Below are 22,037 nucleotides of genomic sequence, written 5' to 3'. Positions count from 1 at the left end.
GCGGGTGGCGTTGACCGAGGGACGACCGTCGGCCGTCACGCGCGCGGGTGCGCGTCGGCGGAGCCGTCCGGCGGGTGCCAGCCGAAGGACGCGAGCGCCCTCGCCCTGGCCTCCACGACCGCCATGCGGGCCTCCCGCTCGACCGGGTCCACGTGGGACGCCTGGCCGGTGACCTGCCCCTCCCACTTGCGGTACAGCAGGCCCACCTCCCCGCTGAACCACCCGCGGCTCACGCAGTTGAGGGCCAGCAGCAGGCCGGTGTCCTCGGAGGCGGGGAGGGCCATCCAGCCGCCGAGGGCGAGCAGCAGGTCGCGCCGTACGAGGAGCGTCGCCGGGTGGACCTGGGAGCGGTAGCCGTTGGCCCGCCAGAAGTCGAGGACAGCGCCGCGCTCGATGGGCCCGTGCGCGGGATCGCCCGGGAAGCCGGCCGTGGAGCCGTCGGGCAGCAGGTCCAGGGCGCGTGAGGTCGCCCAGCCGAGCCCCGGATCGGCCTCCAGGGCGGCCAGGTCCCGGGCCAGGGTGCCGGGCGCGAGCCGGTCGTCGGCGTCCAGGACCTTCACGTACTCGCCGTCCGCGTGGGACAGGGCCATGGTGCGGGCCACGCCGGGGCCCGCCTGCCGGTCGTGGCGGCCCTGGCGGAAGACGACGCGCGGGTCGTCGGGCACGTGCGGGCGGACGGCGTGCGTCCTGCCGTCCTCTTGGATCACCCAGCGCCAGTCCCATCCGTCGGGCAACTCCTGGGCGGACAGGGATGCGTGGGCCTCGGGCAGGTAGCGCGCCGAGGGGCCGTGGACGGCCGTGACGATGACGATGCGCCGGTGCACGGGGGCACCCACCACCTTTCCGCGGGAGTGCCGTACAGGCTATGACGCGTGCGCGGGCGCCCTTGGGCGGGGGTGGCGAGCGGGGAGGCGCCGCACACGGCGGCGGCCCGGCTGCTCTGTCGAGCGGCCGGGCCGTTTCTCGCGTGTGGTGCGGTACGCAGATCGCCGTCTGTCGGGTCGGGCGGGGCGGGCGCGGTGCGGGACCGGGTGCCGCCTCGGTCCGCTCAGCGCTGGAGCGGGGCGCTGTGCTGGGCCGGTGCCTCGGCGGTGTCGTCGCACTGGAGGCCGGTGGCCGTCGTGGTGGCCGTGGCGGTCGCGTCACTCAGCGGGCGGTGCCGGCAGCTGGGGGCCGACCCGTGGGCCTCGGCGCGGATGCGCTGCTTCATCGTGGGGGGCAGGGAGCCGGTCCGGGACCAGGACCAGGGGACCGCCGTCGCGGGCGCCGCCTCGGGGGAGGCGCTCTCGCTCTTGCTGTGCGTTCCGGTCTGCGGCACGGCCGCGGCGGCCGTCGTCGTGATGAGTCCGAGCGCCGTGCACAGCGCGAGGAAGGCGGTGACGATGGTGGTCCACAGCGTCATGACCTTGTTCCGGGCCATAACCCCTCACTTTCGGGTTGGGCGATTTGCGTACTTTCCTCATGATGTGTATGCGGCTCGCGAAGTGGTGGACCTGGCACCGTGGCGCGTCGATGTTCAGATGAACACAACCCGAATGGCCGCAAGAGGGTCGAAAAGCTGCCAATACGGGGGAGGAGCGGGCGAAAGTCACCGTGTGCAGGGGTGTGATCACCCTCCGATCAGAACAGGTTCGTCCGGTTCTGGAGGGCTTGGGCGCACGGCAGTTGGCCGCCGACGCAGGTCACCGATCGGTATCGGCCGGTGTGTATAGTCGGGCGCCAGAGGTCCCCTACGTCAAGGAAAGACGAGGTCGCGCGGTGAAGAAGCTTCTCCTGGTCGCACTGGCCGCCATCGGCGGGCTCCTCGTGTACCGCCAGATCCAGGCGGATCGCGCCGAGCAGGATCTGTGGACGGAGGCGACCGACTCCGTGCCCACGGGTTCCTGAGTACGACCGACATCCGGTCCCCGGTAGACCCCGGCCGTCCTACGGTCGGGGTTTTCTGTTGCCCGGATCCCCGCGCGGGGGCGCGGCGGCGCGGAGTGCGCGGCAGGATGGGGCGCGGTCGTTCGGGGCGGGCGGCGGGATGCCGGCGAGCGTGAGGGGTGGCGGGGCATGGGACGGTGGTGTACGGCTTGGCGATGTGCCGGGTCCGGACGCGCGCGGCGGCCTGGGGCGGGGGCGATGCCCGGGTCGGTGCCCGGACGGCGGAACGATTCGCCGGGATCGTCGGGGGCGTCGGGGAGCGGGACCCGGGGGGTGCGTCTGCGGCGGCCGGCCGTCCTCACCGGCGTACTGGCCGTCGCCCTCGCCCTTCCCTCCGCCGTCGTCCTGCCCGGCGCCGCCCCCGCCCGCGCGGCCGGGGATACCCCGGGGTACGCCTTCGCCGACGGCGCCCGGCGCGTCGCGGGGACCGGGGGCACCTCGGACGCCGGGCTCCTGGAGGCCGGCGCCACCTACCGCGGCTCGCTGCCGCGGAACGGCACCCTCCACTACCGCCTCGACCTCGACGCCGCCTCCGACGCCTACGTCTCGGTGACCGCCGTACCCGGCTCCGGCGAGGTCACCGCCGTCGACGGCGTCCGGGTCTCCGTGCTGGACGCCGACGGCGGTTCGTGCGGCTCCGACAGCGCGACGTTCGGCGCGGCCCGCAGTCCCCGCCCGGTCACCGCGTGGGCCGGCCGGGAGATCGGAGCCGGCGCCACCCGCTGCCAGGAGGCCGGCACCTACTACGTCGCGGTCGAGCGGGTCAGGCCCCAGGACTCCCCGCCGGAGGACTGGGACCTGGAACTCACCGTCGCCACCGAACCCCGCCCGGCCGGTACGGAGCCGACCGAGGCACCCGACGCCTGGGACTCCGCCTCGCCCGAGGCCGTCCCCGGCGAGCCGCGGCCCCGCGCGGGCGGCAGCGGCTTCGCCCACGCCACGCCCCTCGGACAGGGAGTCTGGTCCACCGGCATCCGGCCCGGCCAGACCCTTTACTACAAGGTGCCGGTGGACTGGGGCCGCCGCATCCACGCGACCGCCGAACTCGACGGCGCCGACGAGGCCTCCGGCTACGCCACGGGTGCCCTGCGCCTGGCGCTGCACAACCCGGTGCGCGGCGAGGTGGACGACGCGGCCAAGGGGTACACCGGCCGCCCCGCCACCGTCGGCCTCGCTCCCCTCCCGCCGGTGGCCTACACGAACCGGTACGCCACCAGCGGACAGGTCGGCGCGATGCGCTTCGCCGGGGACTACTACCTCGTCGTGCACCTTGCGGCGCAGGTGGCCGAGGACTTCGGCGCGGGACCCTTCGGGCTGACGCTGCGCGTCGGACTCCGGGGTTCCGCGGACGGGGGGCCCGGATACGCGGGGGAGCCGCGGCCGGCGGGCGTCTTCGAGGTCTCGGCGCAGGACCGGGCGGCGGCGCCGGAGAACGGCGGCGGGGACGGGGACCTCGCCATGAAGGCGGTCGCGGTGGGCGGCATCGGCACCGGCAGCCTGCTGCTGGCGGGTTTGACCGTGTGGACGGCGGCGGCCCGGCGCAGGGCGCGGTGAGGCCGCGGTGAAGTGACCCCGCTCAGATGCGGGTCAGCGCCCAGAACCCCACCGCGTAGCAGGCCAGCGCCAGGATCAGCAGCGGGACCGCCACTCCCGCCGGGGGGCCGGGGCGCCGCCGCCGACGCGTCGCCCGGTGCTGCGCCGGGGCCTGGGGGCTGCGGACGGTGTAGGAGGCGGTGGGGGCGTCGGCGGGGGACCCGAGCGGGGGCGGGGCGAGGGTCTGCGCGGGCAGCGGCGGGACGTACGGCGGCGGGTACTCGGGCGGGTACTGGCCCGGGTGCGGGACGGGGGCCGGGGCGCCGTCCGGCACGGGGGAGGTGACGGTCGGCTGCGGGGGCGGCAGGTGGAAGCTGCCGGTCTCCGACATGGCGGACGGTGGCCCTGGGGCTGCCGGGGCCTCCGGCGGCGTGGGCGGCGATGGGGGTGTCGAATGCGACGGATGTGCCGAATGAGACAGGGGTGTTGAATCCGGCGAGGGCGCCGGGGACGAAGGCGTAGGGGTAGGGGACGAGGCCGTCGGCGTGGGGAACGCGGGCGTCGGCGGGGCGGACGGGCGGCGCGGGTCGGTGGGCGGGTCCGTCGCCGGGTCCTTGGGCGGGGCGTCGTCGAGGCCGGACGCGCGTTTCAGCGGGCCGTCGGGGGCGAAGCCGGCGGGCAGCGGGCCGACCTGGTCGAAGATCTCGATCAGCTCGTCGTCGGGACCGGGCTCCGGCAGCAGCTCCGCCGCCGCGGCCAGCGCCTTGCGCGCCCCCGTCGCCGTACGGAACCTGGCGGGCGGATCCGGCTGCACCAGCGTCGCGACGACCTGCCACAGCGGCTCCGGTATCCCCTGCGGCGCGGCCGGCGTCCCGTGCTCCGCGAAGTGCTGCACCAGCGCCTTGGCGTCCGGCTTGGCCCCTTCGAGCAGGTACAGGGCGACCAGCCCCACCGCGAACAGGTCCGCGGCGAAGTCCGGTTCCGCGCCCATCATCTGCTCCGGCGCGAGGTAACCGGGCGTTCCCACCACGAGGTTGGTCTCGGTCAGCCGGGGTTCGCCCAGCCGCATCGCGATGCCGAAGTCGGAGAGCCTGAGCCGCGGCCGGCCCGTGCCGGTGGCCTCCAGCAGCAGGTTGGCCGGCTTGATGTCGCGGTGGACCACGTCCTCGGCGTGCACCGCCGCGAGGCCCGCGAGGAGCTGGTCGAGGAGTGTGCACACGAAGGCGGGCGGCAGCGGGCCGTAGTCCCCGATCAGGTGGACCAGCGAGCCGCCGGTGACCAGGTCCATGGTGAACAGCACCTGGTCGTCGTCGGCCGCCCAGCTCGCGGGCGCGAGCACATGGGGATGGTCGATGCGCAGCGCCTGCTCGCGGACGAACCGCAGCAGCGAGTGCGCGTCCCGCTGCTGGAGCACCTTTGCGGCCACATACCGTCGGCGGCGGTGGTCCCAGGCACGCCAGACGGCACCGACCCCGCCGCGGCCGATCGGGTCGACCAGCTCGTACCGTCCGGCGAAGACCTCACCCATGGCTGTGTGTCGCTCCTCCCCTCGCGCCACTCCCGGGCCCGGCCGCGACTCCCCCCGCGGCGGCCGGACCCCGGGATCAGTTCTGGTGGGACTGGTAGTGCGCGACCGCGTCCGAGGTGCGGCCCGCCCCGTACACCCGCAGGAACTCCGCCAGTTCCGGGTGGGAGGAGGAGAGGGCGTCGGCCGCGTCGATGATGTCCCCGGCGGCCGCCACCGAGCGCAGCAGCGACTGGATCTCGCGCACCACCCGCTTGACCGTGGGCGCACCCGAACTGCTCGTCGTCTGCGTGGTGTTGCTGAGCACCGAACCCCCCTGGGACTTCTTGATCTCGTCCATGCGCTCCGTCGCCTCGGCCGCGCTCACACTGCCGTCCGCGACCTGCCCCGCCAGGTCCTGCAGCAGCTGCACCCGCTGGACCACCGCGGGATTGCCGATCTTCGCCCGCTGACCGCTCATCAGCTGCGACAGCATCGGCGCGGACAGCCCCAGCACTCCCGCGAGACGAGCCTGGTTGAGACCAAGATCGTCGATGAGCCTACGGAAGAGCGCCCCCAAAGGCTCCCCGTACCAGTTCCGCTGCAGTTCCCGCGCTCTCGCGGTCGCTTCCTGCTGTGCGGCGTCCATTGCGTCTCCCCATCGCTTCCCCAAGAACCGCAGTTCGCTCCAGCGAACCACGCCGAGCATCTTACGGAGCGTGGTCGTTCCGGGGGAGCCCCAATCATTTGTGAGATACGGGGGGCGACCCGGTACTCTGGTCCGCGGCGACCGACGGCAGGCACCATCCGGCCGACGACACCGCCCGAGGGGCCTTAGCTCAGTTGGTAGAGCGCTGTCTTTGCATGGCAGATGTCAGGGGTTCGACTCCCCTAGGCTCCACTTCGAAAAGCCCCTCCGAGCTGCGGAAACGCGGTTCGGAGGGGCTTTCTCCGTGCCGTGGGCCGACCGGCTCCCACCAGCCTGGGGGCGGGTTCATCGCGCCGTCGGCAGCTCCACCGTGACCCGGAGCCCGCCCGTGGGCCGCGGGACCGGGGTGAGGGTGCCGTCGTGGGCCTCGGTGATGGTCCGGGCGATGGCCAGACCGAGACCGACGCCCGCGTGATCGGTGTGGACGCGCTCGGTGCCGCGCCGGAACGGCTCGGTGAGCGTCGCGGCCAGCTCGGCGCCGACCCGCTCGCCGGTGTTCTCCACGGTGAGCGTCACTCCGGCGGGGCCGGCGAGGGTCGTGACCCGGACCTCGCCCCCTTCCGGCAGGTTGTGGACGACCGCGTTGTGCACCAGGTTCATCGTCAGATGCAGCAGGAGCGACGGCGACCCGGTCGTGGGCGCGAGGTCGCCGCCGGTCTCGATGGTGACGCCGCGCCCCTCGGCGAGCGGCAGGAGCGTTTCGGTGGCCTCCTCCGCCAGCAGCGACAGGTCGACGCGCTCCCGGACGAAGGAACGCTGCTCGGCGCGGCTGAGCAGGAGCAGCGCCTCGGTCAGGTCGATCGCCCGGGTGTTGACGGTGCTGAGGCGCTCCACGAGTTCACCGGTGTCGTGGTCCGGGTCGGCGCGGGCCACGTCGAGGAGCGACTTCGAGATCGCCAGCGGGGTGCGCAGCTCGTGCGAGGCGTTGGCCGCGAACCGCCGCTGCTCGGCCACGTGCGCCTCCAGCCGCCCCAGCATGGTGTCGAAGGCGTCGGCCAGTTCCCGGAACTCGTCCTGGCGGCCCGGCAGCCGGATCCGGTGGGACAGCGACCCGCCCGCCGCCGTGCGGGTCGCCTCGGTGATGCGGTTCAGCGGGGCGAGGACGCGCCCGGCGAGGAACCACCCTCCCCCGAGCCCGAAGACCAGCAGGAACAGCATCGTCACCGCCGCCACCGGCGCGAAGTCGCGCGCCACCGAGAGCTGGTACTCGGGCAGGAAGAGGAGCCCGATGTGCGGCACCCTCGTCAGGAACAGCCATCCCGCCGCCAGCATCAGGGCTCCGGCCAGCATCAGGAAGCCGGTGTAGCTGAGCGTGAGCTTGAGGCGGACGCTCGGCCCACGCTCCCTATCCACGGTCCGCGCCCTCGCCCCCGGCGGCCGGCGGCACGTCGATGCGGTAGCCGACGCCGGCCACGGTGGCGATGATCCAGGGGCGGCCGAGCCGCTTGCGCAGCGCCGAGACCGTGATCCGCACGGCGTTGGTGAACGGGTCCGCGTGCTCGTCCCACGCGCGTTCCAGCAGCTCCTCGGCGCTGACGACCCCGCCCTCGGCGGCGACGAGCACGTCGAGCACCGCGAACTGCTTCCTGGTGAGCGCGACGAAGCGGCCGTCCCGGTAGACCTCCCTGCGGAACGGGTCGACCCGCAGGCCCGCCAGCTCCCGCACCGGAGGACGGCTGTGCGCGCGCCGCCGGTCGAGCGCCCGGAGCCGCAGTACCAGCTCCCGCAGCTCGAACGGCTTGGTGAGGTAGTCGTCGGCGCCCAGCTCGAACCCCGAGGCCTTGTCGTCCAGCCGTGCGGCCGCGGTGAGCATGAGGATCGGCATCCCGCTGCCCGAGTCCACGATGCGCCGCGCGACCTCGTCACCTGAGGGGCCGGGGATGTCGCGGTCTAGGACGGCGATGTCGTACGAGTTCACGCGCAGCAGGTCCAGAGCGGTGTCGCCGTCCCCCGCGATGTCCGCGGCGATCGCCGCCAGCCGCAGGGCGTCGCGGATGGCCTCCGCCATGTACGGCTCGTCCTCCACGATCAGCACTCGCATGCTCCGATGCTAGGAGCCGGCACCTGTCGTCGGCGTATCCGCAACCGCATACGCCGCCGCAACACGGCCTCCCCTTCTCTGGGGGCATGACCTACGACGCCGACGCATCCCCGGGCCGCACGCACGGCGAGCGAGGACACCCCGCGTCCCGGACCAACACCGCCACCTCGGCGGACACCGCGCTCCCGGGAGACACCGCGCTCCCGGCGGAGACCGTCACCTCGGCGGAGACCGCCACCCCGGCGGAAGCCTCGCGCGTCCGCCGGATGATCCGTACCCTCTCCCGCCCCGGCCCCTGGCGGCGCGGGCGGGTGCTCGCCGTTCTGGCGGTGCTGCTCGGCGTGCTCATGCCGGCCCACGGCCTGATCACCGACCGGGGCGGGCTCGGCAGCCTCGTGGAGACTTTCCTGCCGTGGCTCGGTCTGGGCGTACCCGCCCTGCTCGGCGCCGCGCTGCTGCGGCGCTCCGCGATCGCGACCGTCGCGCTGCTCGTGCCGTCCGTCGCCTGGGCGAGCCTCTTCGGTGGCATGCTCGCCGACAAGTCCCGCCGGGGCGGCAGCGACCTCACCGTGGTCACCCACAACGTCGGCGCCGCCAACCCCGATCCCGCCGGCACCGCCCGTGACCTGGCCGCCTCCGGCGCCGACCTGCTGGCCCTCGAAGAGCTGACCGAGCAGGACAGGGGCGTCTACGAGAGGGAACTCGCGGACGCCTACCCCCACCACACGGTGCAGGGGACGGTCGGACTGTGGAGCACGCTGCCGCTGACCGGTGTCGCGCCGGTCGACACCCTGATGGACTACGGACCGCTGGCCGCCACCAAACCGGCCGACGCCAAGCTCGCCACCACCCGCGCCCTGCGCGCCACCGTGACCACCGAGCAGGGTCCTCTGGCGGTCTACGTGGCCCACCTCGGATCCGTGCGCCTCATGCCCCGCGGCGGCTTCTGGACGGACAGCCGCGACCGCAACGCGGCGGCGCTCGCCGACGCCCTCGCGGCCGAGGACGACGAGCGGCTGCTGCTGCTCGGCGATCTCAACGCCACCATGGACGACGGCGCCCTCGACGGCATCACCACCCGGCTGGACTCGGCCCAGGAGCAGGCCGGTGCCGGATTCGGGTTCACCTACCCGGCCCGCTTCCCGGTGGTCAGGATCGACCAGATCCTGACGGCGGGCGTACGGGCGGACCGCGCCTGGACCCTGCCGGCCACCGGCAGCGACCATCTGCCGGTGGCGGCGGCGATCAGCTGGTGAAAAGGTGGGTTCGCCCGATATGGATACCGTGAGGCGGAGACGTTCCTCACCGGCGTCACTCCCACGCCCCGTCCCGCGATGACCACACGACCCGCGTGATCATCAACCACCGCGTCGAAAGGCCCAGTTGAGCACCCGTACGACCCCGCTCGCCCACACCGCCGCAGGGACGCGGGCCCGCGGACGGGCGCCGTTCGGCGCCCGGGCGGTGCTGTCTGCTCTTGATATCGTCACCCCACAGGGCAGGCGGAAGGGGCAGAGCATGCGGGCGAAGGTAAGGGCGGCTCTCGATGCGCTGTATATGAAGCGCCTGGTCAGGGAGTTGGAGGGACGCCCACGCCCTCAGCACATCGGCATCATGCTCGACGGCAACCGCCGCTGGGCCAAGATGTCCGGCATAGACGACCCGCGGGAGGGCTACCGGGCCGGCGCGGCCAAGGTGCTGGACTTCCTGCGCTGGTGCGACTCCGCGGAGATCGAGCACGTCACCCTCTTCATGCTCTCCGACGACAATCTGCACCGGCCCGAGGACCAGCTCAACCCGCTGATCGACATCATCGCCGAAGTCGTCGAACGGCTCGCCGCCCCCGGCAACCCCTGGCCCGTGGAGGCGGTCGGTGCCCTCGACCTCCTGCCCGGCGAGTCCGCCAGCCGCCTCAAGACGGCCACCGCCGCCACCCAGGGCCGCACGGGCGGCACCAAGGTCGACGTCGCCGTGGGCTACGGCGGCCGGCGCGAGATCGTCGACGCCGTCCGCTCGGCACTGACCGAGCACAGCTCCCAGGGCGGCGACATCGACCAGTTCATCGAGACGTTCACGATGGAGCACATCTCCAAGCATCTGTACTCGAAGACGCGGTCCGAGTCCGACCTCATCATCCGCACCTCCGGTGAGCAGCGCCTCTCCGGATTCCTGCTCTGGCAGTCCGCCTACGCCGAAGTCCACTTCTGCGAGACCTACTGGCCGGACTTCCGTGAGATCGACTTCCTGCGCGCGCTGCGCTCGTACTCGCTGCGCGAACGGCGCTACGGCCGCTGAGCCGCCGTTTCACGTGAAACATCGCCGTGGGGCGGAGGACCCGAAGGTCCTCCGCCCCACGGCGATGCGGTCCCGAAGGAGATCAGCGGGGCTCGTCGCCCTCCGCCGCCTCCTCCTGAGCCTGCTTGGCCTGCACCTCCGGGTCGAGAATCGCCTCACCCGTGCCGTCCACGGACGTCAGCCGCCCCGACTCGGGCACCTCCGTCGCCTCCGGCGGCTCGACCAGCCAGTCCGGGTTGGCCTGCTTGTCCCACCACTTCCAGGCAGCGAAGGCGCCACCCGCGACGAGACCCGCCACCGCCAGAACCCTGGCGATCCGGCCGGCCCTCGCGCGCCGCTGGTGCTTGCGGGTCAGCTTCTGGATCTCCTTGGCCGTGACCTGGCCCCGGAGCGCGGCCAGCGCGGCGGCACCCCGCGCGGTCGCCTCGTCCCTCACGGGACCGGCCGCGGCCACCGCCTGCTCGATCTTCGGGCGGGAAAAATCGGCCGCCTGCCGAGCGGCCAGACGGGTGCGGACGGCCGCTTCCTGCGCGGCGGCGTCCACCTTCGGCGGCACATGCGTCAGAGCCTGCTCCAGCCGCGGCGCGACATGCGCCCCGTACTGGTGGCGAGCCTGGTCTGCCGCCTGCGACACCTTGGGCGCCAGCCGAACGCGCGCCTCCTGTGCATAGTGAGCGGCCCTGTCCTTGGCCGTGTCGGCGTAGGGCGCCACCACTTCCGCGGCGTGCAGCACGCTGTCCTTCGCCGAACCGGTCGCGGCGCGCACGCTGTCGATGCGGGTCACGGGTTCCTCCTCCTCGGTGGCGTACGGTAATTCGACTTTCCACCCTTTTACGGATCATGCCTGGGGACACAAAGCCAGGCATGCGAGGGCGGGCATCCGGGTCACTGACGATGTCTTCGAGCCCACTGGGGCACGTGGTGATGAAGTGGCGGACAAGAGCGGATCAAGCTCAACAACGGATGAATACCGGGCAACACGAGCCTGCCTCCGACAATGCCACGGATCGCCGCCGCACGCTCGGACCCCCGGCACAAGAACGCCGAACGCGCCCCCGCGCGTGGGAGTATCGGTCCGCACCACCAGACGACCGGAAGGCACCTCCGTGGCCGAGCAGCTCTACGCCACCCTCAAGACCAGCCAAGGCGACATCGAGATCAGGCTGCTCCCGAACCACGCTCCCAGAACGGTCCGGAACTTCGTCGAGCTGGCCCGCGGCGAACGCGAGTGGACCCACCCCGCCACCGGCGAGAAGACCACCGACAAGCTCTACGACGGCACGGTCTTCCACCGGGTCCTCAGCGGCTTCATGATCCAGGGCGGCGACCCGCTCGGCAACGGAACCGGCGACCCCGGCTACCAGTTCGCGGACGAGTTCCACCCCGACCTCGCCTTCGACCGGCCCTACCTGGTGGCGATGGCCAACGCCGGCCCCGGCACCAACGGCTCGCAGTTCTTCGTCACCGTCTCCCCGACGACCTGGCTGAACCGCAAGCACACCATCTTCGGCGAGGTCACCGACCCCGCCGGCCGGAAGGTCGTGGACGCCATCGCCGCCGTCGAGACCAACCCGCGCACCCATCGCCCCCTCGACGACATCGTCATCGAGGCCGTCGTCGTCGAGACCCGGCAGGGCTGATCCACCCGCGCGCAGGGCAGGAACCAAACGCCCCGCCCATCCGTAGAAAAGGGCGGGGCGGCGCACGCGCGCACACACCGCCCGCTGGACGACCGAGGGGAAGTCATGGACCACGCGGCAGCAGGCCCGCCGGACGCCCAGAGCCTGCCCGGCTGCTATCGCCACCCGGACCGTGAGACCGGCATCCGCTGCACCCGCTGCGAGCGCCCCATCTGCACGGACTGCATGGTCAACGCCTCCGTCGGCTTCCACTGCCCCGACTGCGCCGCGGGCCGCTCGGGCAGCGGCCCGGCACCCGCCGCGTCCCGCCCCCGCACCCTGGCCGGGGGCACGATCGCCGCCGACCCCCATCTCCTCACCAAGATCCTCATCGGGATCAACGCCGCGGTGTTCATCGCCGTGCAGGCGCTGCCGTCGTCCTTCCTCAGCGACATGGTGCTCATCGGGCGCTGGCCCCCCGCCCCCTTCGTCCCCACCGAGGGCGTCGCGGAGGGCGAGTGGTACCGGCTGGTGACCTCGATGTTCACCCACGAGGAGATCTGGCACATCGGCTTCAACATGATCAGCCTCTGGTTCCTCGGCGGACCCCTCGAAGCGGCCCTCGGCAGAGCCCGCTACCTCACGCTCTACCTCGTCTCCGGCCTGGCCGGCAGCGCCCTCACCTATCTGCTGGCCTCGCCCACCACGGCGACCCTCGGCGCCTCCGGTGCGGTCTTCGGCCTCTTCGGGGCCACCGCCGCCCTCGTCCGCCGCCTCAACGCGGACATGCGGCCGGTCGTGATCCTGCTCGCGATCAACCTCGTCTTCACCTTCACCTGGGCCAACATCGCCTGGCAGGCGCACATCGGCGGCCTGGTCGCCGGCGGCGTGATCGGTTTCGCGATGCTCCACGCCCCGCGCGAGCGCCGGACGCTCGTGCAGTACGGCACCTGTGCGCTCGTCCTCGTGGTCATCGTCGGGTTGACCCTGTTGAGGAGCGCTCAGCTCACCTGAGCGGGTTCTGGGCGGACGTTTGTCCACAGTCGGTGGCGGATCTTGTGCACAGTGTGCGGGAACAGGTGCGCCCCCTGTCCGAGGCCAGCGTTTTCGCAGGTCAGGCAGGGGGCGAACGTGCTTTCGGGTGCCAGTATGTCCGTCACACCGGCGTCAACGTGCTAGGGGTTATCCACAGATCTTCGTTCTATTGTCCCCAGCGTGTGGACAGCACCTGTGGATAACTCCGCGGATAGCCGTGGGCAGAGCTGGTGCCGCGCTACTTCCACTGCGTGGAGACGCCGAAGCCGGCGGCGATGAAGCCGAAGCCCACGACGATGTTCCAGTTGCCCAGCGAGTCGATCGGCAGTGAACCGTCGGTGACGTAGAAGACGACGATCCAGGCGAGGCCGATGACGAACATGGCCAGCATGACCGGCGCCACCCAGCCGCGGCTGGTCAGCTTGATGCTGGTCGCCTGCTTCGACGGCGGCGGCGTGTAGTCGGCCTTCTTGCGGATACGTGACTTCGGCACGAGGGTCTCTCCTGTCGATGCGCTGCGTGGCCGCGCAGGGAACGGGGGTCGGTCTCGGGAGCGGCGTTCGGGGGACAAGGGGACTCTGAGCGCTCCCCCGGGCGTCCGTTAGCGTAGTCCTTCCGTGGCGCCGAAGGAGATAAGGGTACGTTGAGCAATTCTGCCGACTCCCCCGGGACGGGATCCAGCCCCGCCCGCCGGCGCCGTTTCCGGCCCGTGCGGGTACTGACGGCGGCGGTCTTCGCCCTCGCGGGACTCATCTTCTTCATCAGCTTCGACACCGCCAAGGGCACCGACATCCGCACGGACGCCTCGCTGCTCAAGCTGTCCGACCTCATCCACGAGCGCAGCCTGGAGAACGGGCGGCGGGAGGAGTCGAACGCCGGCCTGCGGGGCGACATCGAGTCCCTCGCCGAGCGCGACGACGGACGCTCGAAGTCCCAGGACGACGAGCTGGCCGCGCTGGAGGAGAAGGCGGGCACGCAGAAGCTGACCGGCGAGGCGATCTCCGTCACACTCGACGACGCCCCGCCGGACGCCACCGCCAAGCTGCCGGGGTACCCGGAGCCGCAGCCGGACTACCTCGTCATCCACCAGCAGGACCTCCAGGCGGTGGTGAACGCGCTGTGGCAGGGCGGCGCCGAGGGCATCAAGGTCATGGACCAGCGGCTGATCTCCACGAGCGCGGTCCGCTGCGTGGGCAACACCCTGATCCTGCAGGGCAGGGTGTACTCGCCGCCGTACAAGATCCAGGCGGTGGGCGATCCCGAGCGGCTCAAGGAGACGCTGGCGGCCTCCCCGGCGATCCAGAACTACATGGTGTACGTCAACGTCTACGGGCTCGGCTGGAAGGTCGAGGAGGACGGCCGCGCGACGCTGCCCGGTTACTCGGGAACGGCCGACCTGCACTATGCCCGGCCTGTGGATTGAGGCCGTTCCGGAGGGCCCCGCGCCGCTAGTCTGGTGCGGTACGGCGTGAGTGCGGCGTCGTGGTGCGACGGAAGGGACGGCATGTACGGCTGGATCTGGCGGCATCTGCCGGGGAACGCGTGGGTGAGGGCAGTGCTCTCGCTCGTGCTGGTCGTGGCCGTGGTCTACGTCCTGTTCCAGTACGTCTTCCCGTGGGCCGAACCGCTGCTTCCCTTCAACGATGTGACGGTGGACAACCAGTGAGCGCGCGCATCCTCGTCGTCGACAACTACGACAGCTTCGTCTTCAACCTGGTCCAGTACCTGTACCAGCTCGGCGCCGAGTGCGAGGTGCTGCGCAACGACGAGGTGTCCACCGCGCACGCCCAGGACGGCTTCGACGGCGTGCTGCTCTCCCCGGGGCCGGGTGCGCCGGAGCAGGCGGGCGTCTGCGTCGACATGGTGCGGCACTGCGCCGCCACGGGCGTCCCCGTCTTCGGCGTCTGCCTCGGCATGCAGTCGATGCAGGTGGCGTACGGCGGCGTGGTGGACCGGGCGCCGGAGCTGCTGCACGGCAAGACCTCGCCGGTCGAGCACACCGGCACCGGCGTCTTCGCGGGCCTGCCCTCGCCGTTCACCGCGACGCGGTACCACTCGCTGGCCGCGGAGCCGGGCACCGTGCCGGCCGCCCTGGAGGTGACGGCCCGCACCCACGACGGCATCGTGATGGGCCTGCGCCACCGCGAACTGCCCGTGGAGGGCGTCCAGTTCCATCCGGAGTCGGTGCTGACCGAGCACGGGCACCGGATGCTGGCCAACTGGCTGGTGGAGTGCGGCGACCGGGACGCGGTGGCGAGGTCGGCGGGGCTCGCCCCGGTGGTGGGCAGGGCCACGGCGTGACCGCCCTGCGCCCCGAGCGCGAGTCCGGCACGGCCGGTGACCAGGGATCCTCGTACGGACGGCCGTACGGGGATTCCGGTGCGTTCGGGGGCGGACGCCAGGACCACCACTCCTCGGAGCCCGCCGGCCGGCCCGTCGACGACGAGACCGTGGCGCTGCGGATACCGGAACCGCCGCCTCGGCGGTCGGCCGAGGAGCCCACGGGGGGCCGGGCGGCCCGCAGGAAGGCCGCGAAACGGCGCCACGGGCGCCGTGGAGCGCCGCGCGGGGCGTCGGTGGACTCCGAGTCGCCCGAGGAGCCGAGGGCCCCGCTGTCGCGCGTGGAGGCCCGCCGTCAGGCGCGGGCCCGCAAGCCCGGCGCCGCGGTGATCGCCAGCCGGGCGATCGGCGAGGTGTTCATCACGACCGGCGTGCTGATGCTGCTGTTCGTGACCTACCAGCTGTGGTGGACCAACGTGCGTGCGCACGCCCAGGCGGACAAGGCCGCCAGCAACCTCCAGGACGACTGGGCGAACGGCAAGCGCAATCCGGGGACCTTCGAGCCCGGGCAGGGCTTCGCGCTGCTGCACATCCCCGACCTGGACGTCGTGGTGCCGATCGCCGAGGGCATCAACAGCAAGAAGGTGCTGGACCGGGGCATGGTCGGGCACTACGCGGAGGACGGTCTGAAGACGGCGATGCCGGACGCGAAGACCGGCAACTTCGGGCTGGCGGGACACCGCAACACGCACGGCGAGCCGTTCCGGTACATCAACAAGCTCAAGCCGGGCGCCCCGATCGTCGTGGAGACGCAGGACGAGTACTTCGTGTACAAGATGGCGTCCATCCTGCCCGTGACGTCGCCGAGCAACGTCAGCGTCCTGGACCCCGTTCCGAAGCAGTCCGGTTTCAAGGAGCCCGGCCGCTACATCACCCTGACGACCTGCACGCCGGAGTTCACCAGCAAGTACCGCATGATCGTCTGGGGCAAGATGGTCGAGGAACGGCCGCGCAGCAAGGGCAAGCCGGATGCGCTCGTCAGTTAAGGGCGGATGACCAGTGGCAGCGACCACCGACACGGAGCACGAAGACACCGCGGAGCGGGAGCGGGACGCCGCGCGCGGTCGCGGGCGGAGGGCCGGGCGGATCGCCGCGCGCGCGGTCAGCGTCTTCGGCGAACTCCTCATCACCGCGGGCCTGGTGCTGGGCCTGTTCGTCGTCTACTCGCTCTGGTGGACGAACGTGGTCGCCGACCGCGCGGCGGACAAGCAGGCGGACCGGGTCCGCGACGACTGGGCCCAGGACCGCGTCGGTCCCGACGGCCCCGGCGCGCTGGACACCAGGGCGGGCATCGGCTTCCTCCACGTCCCGGCGATGGGCAAGGGCGACATCCTGGTGGAGAAGGGCACGTCGATGAAGATCCTCAACGACGGCGTGGCCGGCTACTACACGGATCCGGTGAAGGCGGCGCTGCCCACCTCCGGCAAGGAGGGCAACTTCTCGCTGGCGGCGCACCGGGACGGGCACGGGGCGAAGTTCCACAAGATCGACAAGATCGACGAGGGCGACCCGATCGTCTTCGAGACCAAGGACACCTGGTACGTCTACAAGACCTACGCCGTCCTCCGCGAGACCTCGAAGTTCAACGTCGACGTCCTGGACGCGGTCCCCGCGGAGTCCGGCAAGAAGAAGCCCGGCCACTACATCACCCTGACGACCTGCACCCCGGTGTACACGAGCAAGTACCGCTACGTGGTCTGGGGCGAGCTGGTCCGCACGGAGAAGGTGGACGGGGAGCGGACGCCGCCGGCGGAGCTGCGGTGAGGTGAGGGCCCTCCCGGCCCGAGCGCCTCGCCCCTGTCGGGCGGCGCGCGCGGAGGAGTGACCGCCGGGCGACGCCGGAGCCCCGGTCCCTCCGGTGAGGGGCCGGGGCTCTGGCCGGTGACGGGGTGGCGGTGCGGGTCAGTCGTCGCCGCGCAGTCCGCCGATGATGCCGCCGTTGTTACCGCCGTTGTTGCCCCCGTTGCCACCCACGGTGGTGAGGGTGATCTGGGTGGCGGCGGGGTCGTCGACCTCGGTGCCGGGCTGGGGGTCCATGGCGATCACCGTGGCGTTGTCCTCGCCCGGGGCGTTCGGAGCCACCTGGACGTTGGTGAAGCCGCTCTGCTGAAGGATCTGCCGCGCCTCCGCCAGGGACTTGGTGCGGACCTCGGGCACCTTCGTCTTGGCGACCGCCTTGCCGACGACGATCGTGACCTTGGAGCCCGGGTCGACCTGCTGGTTCGCCTGCGGCGTCGTGGAGATGACCTTGTCGACCTGGTTGGGGTCGTTCGTCGGCTGGTCCGTGCAGGTGCCCTCGAGGCCGCTGTTCTCCATCTGGGCCTTGGCCTCGTCGCAGCTCCGGCCGACCACGTCGGGGACCGTGGCCTTCTCCTCCGCCTTGGCGACCTCCAGGGTCACCGTGGAGCCCTTCTCCAGCTCGCTGCCCGGGTCCGGGTTCTGGTTGAGGACGGTGCCCTCGTCCTGGGAGGACTCGGTCCGCTTGGTCTCGACGTTGAAGCCCTTGTCCTCGAGCCGCTGCGTGGCGTCGTCGACGTTCTTGTCGATGACGTTGGGCACCGCGACCTTCGGGGCGCCGGTCGAGACCACCAGGTTGACGGTGGACTGCTTGTCGACGCTGGTGCCCTGCGCGGGGTCCTGGGAGCAGATGTTGCCCTTCTTCTGGTCCTCGCAGGGCTTCTGCGTGAAGGCCAGTTCCAGGTCTGCGTTGGTGGCCTGCTGGTCGGCGTCCGCCTTCGTCAGGCCGATGAACGCGGGTACGTCGACCTTGTCGTTGCTGGGCCCGCCGTCGCCGCTGAAGGCGTACTTGCCGATCAGGATCGCGCCGACGAGGACGAGGACGCCCGCCAGGACCAGGAAGATCGTGGAGGAGTTCGTCTTGCGCTGCTGCTGCCGGCGCCGGTCGGGGCGTTCGTCGTAGCCGTAGCCGCCGTCGTCCGGGTTCATGGGCGGCAGCATGGTCGTGGCACCGCCGCCACCGCCGTCCGAGCGCAGCGCCGTGGTCGGCTGGTCGTCGGGGTAGGCGCCGTAGCCGCCCGCGGCCATGGCGCCCATGGCGGCGGTCGCGCCGACCGGCTGGCCGTCGAGGCAGGCCTCGATGTCGGCCCGCATCTCGTCGGCGGACTGGTAGCGGTAGTCGGGGTCCTTGACCAGCGCCTTCAGCACGATCGCGTCCATCTCGGGCGTGATCTCGGGGTCGAAGACGCTCGGCGCCTGCGGTTCCTCGCGCACGTGCTGGTACGCCACGGCGACCGGCGAGTCGCCGACGAAGGGCGGCCGCACGGTGAGCAGCTCGTAGAGCAGGCAGCCCGTGGAGTACAGGTCGGACCGCGCGTCGACCTGCTCGCCCTTGGCCTGCTCCGGGGAGAGGTACTGGGCGGTACCGATCACGGCCGCGGTCTGGGTCATGGTCATGCCGGAGTCGCCCATCGCGCGGGCGATGCCGAAGTCCATGACCTTGACCTGGCCGTTGCGGGTCAGCATCACGTTCGCGGGCTTGATGTCGCGGTGGACGATGCCGGCCCGGTGCGAGTACTCCAGCGCCTGGAGGATGCCGATGGTCATCTCCAGCGTCCGCTCCGGCAGCAGCTTGCGGCCGGAGTGGAGCAGCTCGCGGAGCGTGGAGCCGTCGACGTACTCCATGACGATGTACGGGATGGAGACCCCGTCGATGTAGTCCTCGCCCGTGTCGTAGACCGCCACGATCGCGGGATGGTTGAGCGAGGCGGCCGACTGGGCCTCCCGGCGGAAGCGGGCCTGGAAGGACGGGTCGCGCGCCATGTCCGCGCGCAGCGTCTTCACCGCCACCTGGCGCCCGAGCCGGGTGTCATGAGCGTGGTAAACCTCCGCCATGCCACCACGGCCGAGCACAGGGCCCAGCTCGTACCGGCCGCCGAGGCGACGCGGCTCTTCCATGGTTACCTACCAGCCCTCTCCGTCGGTCCCGACCGGCATGCTTGTACGGTCGGAGGCTGCCGTCCGGCCTACCGTACCCGGCTCGCTTTGGGTGCCTTGGCCAAGCCCGGCAGCCGATACAGGACCGGTATCGCAACGTGCGCCGATGTGAAGGGGACGTGACAGGAGTCACGTCCCGTTCATCGTGGGATCACTTCTTGCTGTCGATGACGGCCTCCATGACGTTCTTCGCGATCGGTGCCGCGAGGCCGCCGCCGGAGATGTCGTCGCGGACCGCGTTCTCGTCCTCGATCACCACGGCGACGGCGACGGGCGCGCTGCCGTCCTCGCCCTTGGCGTAGGAGATGAACCAGGCGTAGGGGTTCTCGCTGTTGTCGACGCCGTGCTGTGCGGTACCGGTCTTGCCGCCCACGGTGACGCCGTCGATCTGCGCGTTGGTTCCCGTGCCGTCCTCCACGACGGTCTCCATCATCGACTGGAGGATCTGGGCGTTGTCCGCGGACAGCGGCTCGCTCATCTCCTCGGGGTCCGTCTTCTCGATGGTGTCGAGGTTGGGGGCCTGCAGCTCGTCGACCATGTACGGCTTCATCAGGGTGCCGTTGTTGGCGATGGCCGAGGTGACCATGGCCATCTGGAGCGGGGTGGCCGCGGTGTTGAACTGGCCGATGGAGGAGAGCGCGACCTGCGAGTCGTTCATGCCGTCGGAGAAGACCGAGGCGCTGGAGCGGACCGGGACGAACTGCTCCTCGGTGAAGCCGAACTTCTTGGCCGTCTCCAGCATCGCGTCGTTGCCGACGTCGTAACCGAGCTTGCCGAAGACGGTGTTGCAGGAGACGCGCAGGGCCTCGCGGAGGGTGGCGTTCTCGCAGGGGATGTTCCCCTCGTTCTTCAGCTCGGTGCTGGTGCCGGGCATCGTCCAGGGCAGCGGCGAGTCGGTCTTCTCGTCGGCCGAGTCGGCCTTGCCGTGCTCGAGGGCCGCGGCCGCGGTGAGCACCTTGAAGGTGGACCCTGGCGGGTAGACCTCGCGCAGGGCGCGGTTGAGCATCGGGTCGTCGGGGTTGTTCTTCTTCTGGAGCTTGTTCCAGGCCTCGCCGGCCGCGTCGTTGGAGCCCGCGATCGCGGTGGGGTCGTACGACGGGTAGGAGGCCATCGACAGGATCTTGCCCGTGGACGGTTCGAGGGCGACGACGGCTCCCTTGGCGCCCTGCTTCTTGAGTCCGTCGTAGGCGGCCTTCTGGGCGGCGCTGTTGAGCGTGGTGACGACGTTGCCGCCCTCGCGCTTCTTGCCGGTGACCATGTCGAGGGTGTTGCGGAAGAACAGCCGGTCGTCGTTGCCGGTGAGGATGCCGTCGTCGATGGACTCGATCTGGGTGGCGCCGAAGGCCTGCGAGACGTAGCCGGTGACGGGCGCCCACATGGCGCCGTCCTTGTACGTGCGCTTGTACTTGAAGTCGCCGTCGGTGGTGGCGTGTCCGGTGATCGCCTTGCCGTCGACGATGATGTCGCCGCGGGGGCTCGCGTACCGCTCGATGGCGACCCGGCGGTTGTGCTCGTCCTCCTTGAGGTCGTCCGCCTGGACGTACTGGAGCCAGTTGTCGCGGATGAGCAGGGTGAGGACGAGCAGACCGCAGAAGATCGCGATCCGGCGCAGGGGCTTGTTCACGGTCGGACCACCTGGGTCATCTCGGCGTCGGGGCTGGCGGGAGCGGCGGGTGCCGGTCTGCGAGCGGTGTCGCTGATGCGCAGCAGGATGCCGATCAGTGCCCAGTTGGCGATGACCGAGGAGCCGCCGTAGGCCAGGAAGGGCATGGTCATACCGGTGAGCGGGATGAGGCCCATGACGCCGCCGGCGACCACGAAGACCTGGAGGGCGAAGGCGCCGGAGAGGCCGATGGCGAGGAGCTTGCCGAAGGGGTCGCGGGCGGCCAGGGCGGTGCGCACGCCGCGTTCGACGATCAAGGCGTAGAGCAGGAGCAGCGCCATGAGGCCGGCCAGGCCGAGTTCCTCGCCGAAGGTGGCGAGGATGAAGTCGGAGTTGGCGGCGAAGCGGATCAGCTCGGAGTGGCCCTGGCCCCAGCCGGTGCCGAGGGTGCCGCCGGAGCCGAAGGCCCACAGCGCCTGCATGGCCTGCTCGGAGTGGCCGCCGACGCCCGCGCGGGAGAGCGTGTACTCCTTCATCGGGTCGAGCCAGGCGTCCACGCGCTGCTGGATGTGCGGCTCGAAGCTGGCGACGCCGACGGCGCCGACGGCGGACATCAGCAGACCGAAGACGATCCAGCTGGTCCGCTCGGTGGCGACGTACAGCATGATCACGAACATGCCGAAGAAGAGCAGCGAGGTGCCGAGGTCGGTCTCGAAGACCAGGATGAGGATCGAGACCATCCACACCACGAGGATCGGGCCCAGGTCGCGGCCGCGCGGCAGGTAGAGGCCCATGAAGCGGCGGCTGGCCAGGGCCAGCGCGTCCCGCTTCACCATCAGGTAGCCGGCGAAGAAGATCGCCAGCACGATCTTGGCGAACTCACCCGGCTGGATGGAGAACGAGCCGACCTGGATCCAGATCTTGGCGCCGTAGATGTTCTTGCCGAGGCCCGGCACGAGCGGGAGCAGCAGCAGGAACAGGGCGCCGAGCATGGAGATGTAGGTGTAGCGCTGCAGGACCCGATGGTCCTTCAGGAAGATCATCACCGCGACGAACAGGGCGATGCCGAGCGCCGTGTACATCAGCTGGCGGGGCGCCGCGGTGCCGGCCTGCTGGATGTCCTGGAGCAGCTCGGACTGGTCCAGACGCCAGATGGCGACGAGTCCGAGCCCGTTGAGCAGGGTGGCCAGCGGCAGCAGCAGCGGGTCCGAGTACGGCGCGAACTTGCGGACGACGACGTGCCCGACGCCGGCCAGCAGGCCGAGGCCGAGACCGTAGCTCAGCAGCCCGGCGGGCACCTCGTCGTTGATGGCCAGGCCCACGTTGGCGTAGGCGAAGACCGGGATGAGGACGGCGAACACGAGCAGAGCCAGCTCGGTGTTGCGCCGGCTCGGGGCGCCGATGGCGCCGATCGTGGACGTGTGGTGCGTCGACGGGTTGGTAGTACTGCTCATCGTGTGACAGGGCCTCTCACGGCT

The 22,037-nt window shown here is 71.4% G+C and carries 22 protein-coding genes and 1 tRNA gene; 12 read left to right on the top strand and 11 right to left on the bottom strand.

Annotated elements, in window-relative coordinates; translation table 11 throughout:
• Positions 1-35: 35 nt before the first annotated feature.
• Positions 36-824 (bottom strand): glycosyltransferase family 2 protein, encoded by a 789-nt coding sequence (locus IE108_RS01925; protein ID WP_064728828.1) that lies wholly within the window; start codon positions 822-824, stop codon positions 36-38.
• A 224-nt stretch (positions 825-1,048) separates the two neighbouring features.
• On the bottom strand, positions 1,049-1,420 hold the full coding sequence (locus IE108_RS01920) for a DUF6344 domain-containing protein (RefSeq protein ID WP_064728829.1): 372 nt from the start codon (positions 1,418-1,420) through the stop codon (positions 1,049-1,051).
• 338 nt (positions 1,421-1,758) lie between these two features.
• On the opposite strand from IE108_RS01920, the gene IE108_RS34725 reads away from it, so the two are divergent.
• Entirely contained in the window at positions 1,759-1,887 is a 129-nt protein-coding gene (locus IE108_RS34725) for a DLW-39 family protein (protein WP_003999697.1), read from the top strand.
• A 312-nt stretch (positions 1,888-2,199) separates the two neighbouring features.
• Positions 2,200-3,480, top strand: coding sequence for a hypothetical protein (locus tag IE108_RS01910; protein WP_064728830.1), 1,281 nt, complete (start codon positions 2,200-2,202; stop codon positions 3,478-3,480).
• A gap of 22 nt (positions 3,481-3,502) precedes the next feature.
• Here the strand turns inward: IE108_RS01910 and IE108_RS01905 are convergent, their stop codons facing one another.
• Both IE108_RS01905 and IE108_RS01900 read right to left on the bottom strand, forming a co-directional pair.
• Positions 3,503-4,987, bottom strand: coding sequence for a serine/threonine-protein kinase (locus IE108_RS01905; protein ID WP_064728831.1), 1,485 nt, complete (start codon positions 4,985-4,987; stop codon positions 3,503-3,505).
• A 76-nt stretch (positions 4,988-5,063) separates the two neighbouring features.
• Positions 5,064-5,612 carry a helix-turn-helix domain-containing protein gene (locus tag IE108_RS01900; protein WP_064728832.1) on the bottom strand — a complete coding sequence of 183 codons (549 nt, stop codon included), beginning with the start codon at positions 5,610-5,612 and terminating at the stop codon, positions 5,064-5,066.
• 179 nt (positions 5,613-5,791) lie between these two features.
• Between IE108_RS01900 and IE108_RS01895 the strand changes: the two genes are divergently transcribed.
• Positions 5,792-5,864: transfer RNA gene (locus IE108_RS01895), tRNA-Ala, on the top strand.
• Positions 5,865-5,957: 93 nt separating this feature from the next.
• On the opposite strand, the gene IE108_RS01890 is transcribed toward IE108_RS01895, so the two are convergent.
• Together IE108_RS01890 and IE108_RS01885 are read right to left on the bottom strand one after the other, a co-directional pair.
• Positions 5,958-7,025, bottom strand: a complete 1,068-nt coding sequence (locus IE108_RS01890; protein ID WP_189397557.1) for a sensor histidine kinase — start codon at positions 7,023-7,025, stop codon at positions 5,958-5,960.
• Positions 7,018-7,713, bottom strand: a complete 696-nt coding sequence (locus tag IE108_RS01885; RefSeq protein WP_064728833.1) for a response regulator transcription factor — start codon at positions 7,711-7,713, stop codon at positions 7,018-7,020. Before IE108_RS01885 ends, IE108_RS01890 begins: the two co-directional genes overlap by 8 nt.
• Before the next feature lie 266 nt (positions 7,714-7,979).
• On the opposite strand from IE108_RS01885, the gene IE108_RS01880 reads away from it, so the two are divergent.
• The gene (locus IE108_RS01880) at positions 7,980-8,969 is read left to right on the top strand and encodes an endonuclease/exonuclease/phosphatase family protein (protein ID WP_064731857.1); all 990 of its coding nucleotides are present in this window, start codon (positions 7,980-7,982) and stop codon (positions 8,967-8,969) included.
• Positions 8,970-9,231: 262 nt separating this feature from the next.
• Positions 9,232-10,008 (top strand): isoprenyl transferase, encoded by a 777-nt coding sequence (locus tag IE108_RS01875; RefSeq protein ID WP_064728834.1) that lies wholly within the window; start codon positions 9,232-9,234, stop codon positions 10,006-10,008.
• An 82-nt stretch (positions 10,009-10,090) separates the two neighbouring features.
• Here IE108_RS01875 and IE108_RS01870 read toward each other — a convergent pair whose 3' ends face one another.
• Positions 10,091-10,792: a DUF5324 family protein gene (locus IE108_RS01870; RefSeq protein WP_064728835.1), complete on the bottom strand. Its 702-nt coding sequence runs from the start codon at positions 10,790-10,792 to the stop codon at positions 10,091-10,093.
• Between the two features lie 322 nt (positions 10,793-11,114).
• On the opposite strand from IE108_RS01870, the gene IE108_RS01865 reads away from it, so the two are divergent.
• Together IE108_RS01865 and IE108_RS01860 are read left to right on the top strand one after the other, a co-directional pair.
• Positions 11,115-11,648, top strand: coding sequence for a peptidylprolyl isomerase (locus tag IE108_RS01865; protein ID WP_064728836.1), 534 nt, complete (start codon positions 11,115-11,117; stop codon positions 11,646-11,648).
• 105 nt (positions 11,649-11,753) lie between these two features.
• Positions 11,754-12,641, top strand: coding sequence for a rhomboid family intramembrane serine protease (locus tag IE108_RS01860; protein WP_064728837.1), 888 nt, complete (start codon positions 11,754-11,756; stop codon positions 12,639-12,641).
• Positions 12,642-12,900: 259 nt separating this feature from the next.
• Here IE108_RS01860 and crgA read toward each other — a convergent pair whose 3' ends face one another.
• Positions 12,901-13,155, bottom strand: coding sequence for a cell division protein CrgA (gene crgA, locus IE108_RS01855; protein WP_003975080.1), 255 nt, complete (start codon positions 13,153-13,155; stop codon positions 12,901-12,903).
• Between the two features lie 150 nt (positions 13,156-13,305).
• Here crgA and IE108_RS01850 point away from each other — a divergent pair, with 150 nt between their 5' ends.
• The 5 genes from IE108_RS01850 to IE108_RS01830 all read left to right on the top strand — a co-directional run bounded on the left by IE108_RS01850 (position 13,306) and on the right by IE108_RS01830 (position 16,766).
• Complete coding sequence (locus IE108_RS01850; protein WP_064728838.1) at positions 13,306-14,085, top strand: DUF881 domain-containing protein; 780 nt, start codon at positions 13,306-13,308, stop codon at positions 14,083-14,085.
• 81 nt (positions 14,086-14,166) lie between these two features.
• Positions 14,167-14,328, top strand: coding sequence for a hypothetical protein (locus IE108_RS01845; RefSeq protein ID WP_189397556.1), 162 nt, complete (start codon positions 14,167-14,169; stop codon positions 14,326-14,328).
• Positions 14,325-14,963: an aminodeoxychorismate/anthranilate synthase component II gene (locus tag IE108_RS01840; RefSeq protein ID WP_064728839.1), complete on the top strand. Its 639-nt coding sequence runs from the start codon at positions 14,325-14,327 to the stop codon at positions 14,961-14,963. The genes IE108_RS01845 and IE108_RS01840 overlap by 4 nt, the downstream gene beginning before the upstream one ends.
• On the top strand, positions 14,960-15,988 hold the full coding sequence (locus IE108_RS01835) for a class E sortase (protein ID WP_064728840.1): 1,029 nt from the start codon (positions 14,960-14,962) through the stop codon (positions 15,986-15,988). The genes IE108_RS01840 and IE108_RS01835 overlap by 4 nt, the downstream gene beginning before the upstream one ends.
• Positions 15,989-16,001: 13 nt before the next feature.
• A complete protein-coding gene (locus tag IE108_RS01830) occupies positions 16,002-16,766 on the top strand; it encodes a class E sortase (RefSeq protein WP_064728841.1) in 765 nt (254 codons plus the stop codon).
• Positions 16,767-16,904: 138 nt separating this feature from the next.
• Here IE108_RS01830 and pknB read toward each other — a convergent pair whose 3' ends face one another.
• From pknB to IE108_RS01815, 3 genes are all read right to left on the bottom strand, one after another.
• Entirely contained in the window at positions 16,905-18,917 is a 2,013-nt protein-coding gene (gene pknB, locus IE108_RS01825) for a Stk1 family PASTA domain-containing Ser/Thr kinase (RefSeq protein WP_064728842.1), read from the bottom strand.
• A 190-nt stretch (positions 18,918-19,107) separates the two neighbouring features.
• On the bottom strand, positions 19,108-20,580 hold the full coding sequence (locus tag IE108_RS01820) for a peptidoglycan D,D-transpeptidase FtsI family protein (protein WP_064728843.1): 1,473 nt from the start codon (positions 20,578-20,580) through the stop codon (positions 19,108-19,110).
• A complete protein-coding gene (locus IE108_RS01815) occupies positions 20,577-22,013 on the bottom strand; it encodes an FtsW/RodA/SpoVE family cell cycle protein (protein ID WP_064728844.1) in 1,437 nt (478 codons plus the stop codon). The genes IE108_RS01820 and IE108_RS01815 overlap by 4 nt, the downstream gene beginning before the upstream one ends.
• Positions 22,014-22,037: the final 24 nt, after the last annotated feature.

The organism is Streptomyces parvulus (assembly GCF_014648855.1).
Taxonomy (GTDB): domain Bacteria; phylum Actinomycetota; class Actinomycetes; order Streptomycetales; family Streptomycetaceae; genus Streptomyces; species Streptomyces parvulus.
Note: the sequence above shows the minus strand (reverse complement) of the source record. Positions and strands in the feature narration are given on the sequence as shown.

Coding starts and splice junctions, on each gene's coding strand:
- IE108_RS01920 (WP_064728829.1), bottom strand. CDS start 1,420: ATGGCCCGGAACAAGGTCATGACGCTGTGGACCACCATCGTCACCGCC.
- IE108_RS01905 (WP_064728831.1), bottom strand. CDS start 4,987: ATGGGTGAGGTCTTCGCCGGACGGTACGAGCTGGTCGACCCGATCGGC.
- IE108_RS01900 (WP_064728832.1), bottom strand. CDS start 5,612: ATGGACGCCGCACAGCAGGAAGCGACCGCGAGAGCGCGGGAACTGCAG.
- IE108_RS01885 (WP_064728833.1), bottom strand. CDS start 7,713: ATGCGAGTGCTGATCGTGGAGGACGAGCCGTACATGGCGGAGGCCATC.
- IE108_RS01880 (WP_064731857.1), top strand. CDS start 7,980: ATGATCCGTACCCTCTCCCGCCCCGGCCCCTGGCGGCGCGGGCGGGTG.
- IE108_RS01875 (WP_064728834.1), top strand. CDS start 9,232: ATGCGGGCGAAGGTAAGGGCGGCTCTCGATGCGCTGTATATGAAGCGC.
- IE108_RS01860 (WP_064728837.1), top strand. CDS start 11,754: ATGGACCACGCGGCAGCAGGCCCGCCGGACGCCCAGAGCCTGCCCGGC.
- IE108_RS01845 (WP_189397556.1), top strand. CDS start 14,167: ATGTACGGCTGGATCTGGCGGCATCTGCCGGGGAACGCGTGGGTGAGG.
- pknB (WP_064728842.1), bottom strand. CDS start 18,917: ATGGAAGAGCCGCGTCGCCTCGGCGGCCGGTACGAGCTGGGCCCTGTG.
- IE108_RS01815 (WP_064728844.1), bottom strand. CDS start 22,013: ATGAGCAGTACTACCAACCCGTCGACGCACCACACGTCCACGATCGGC.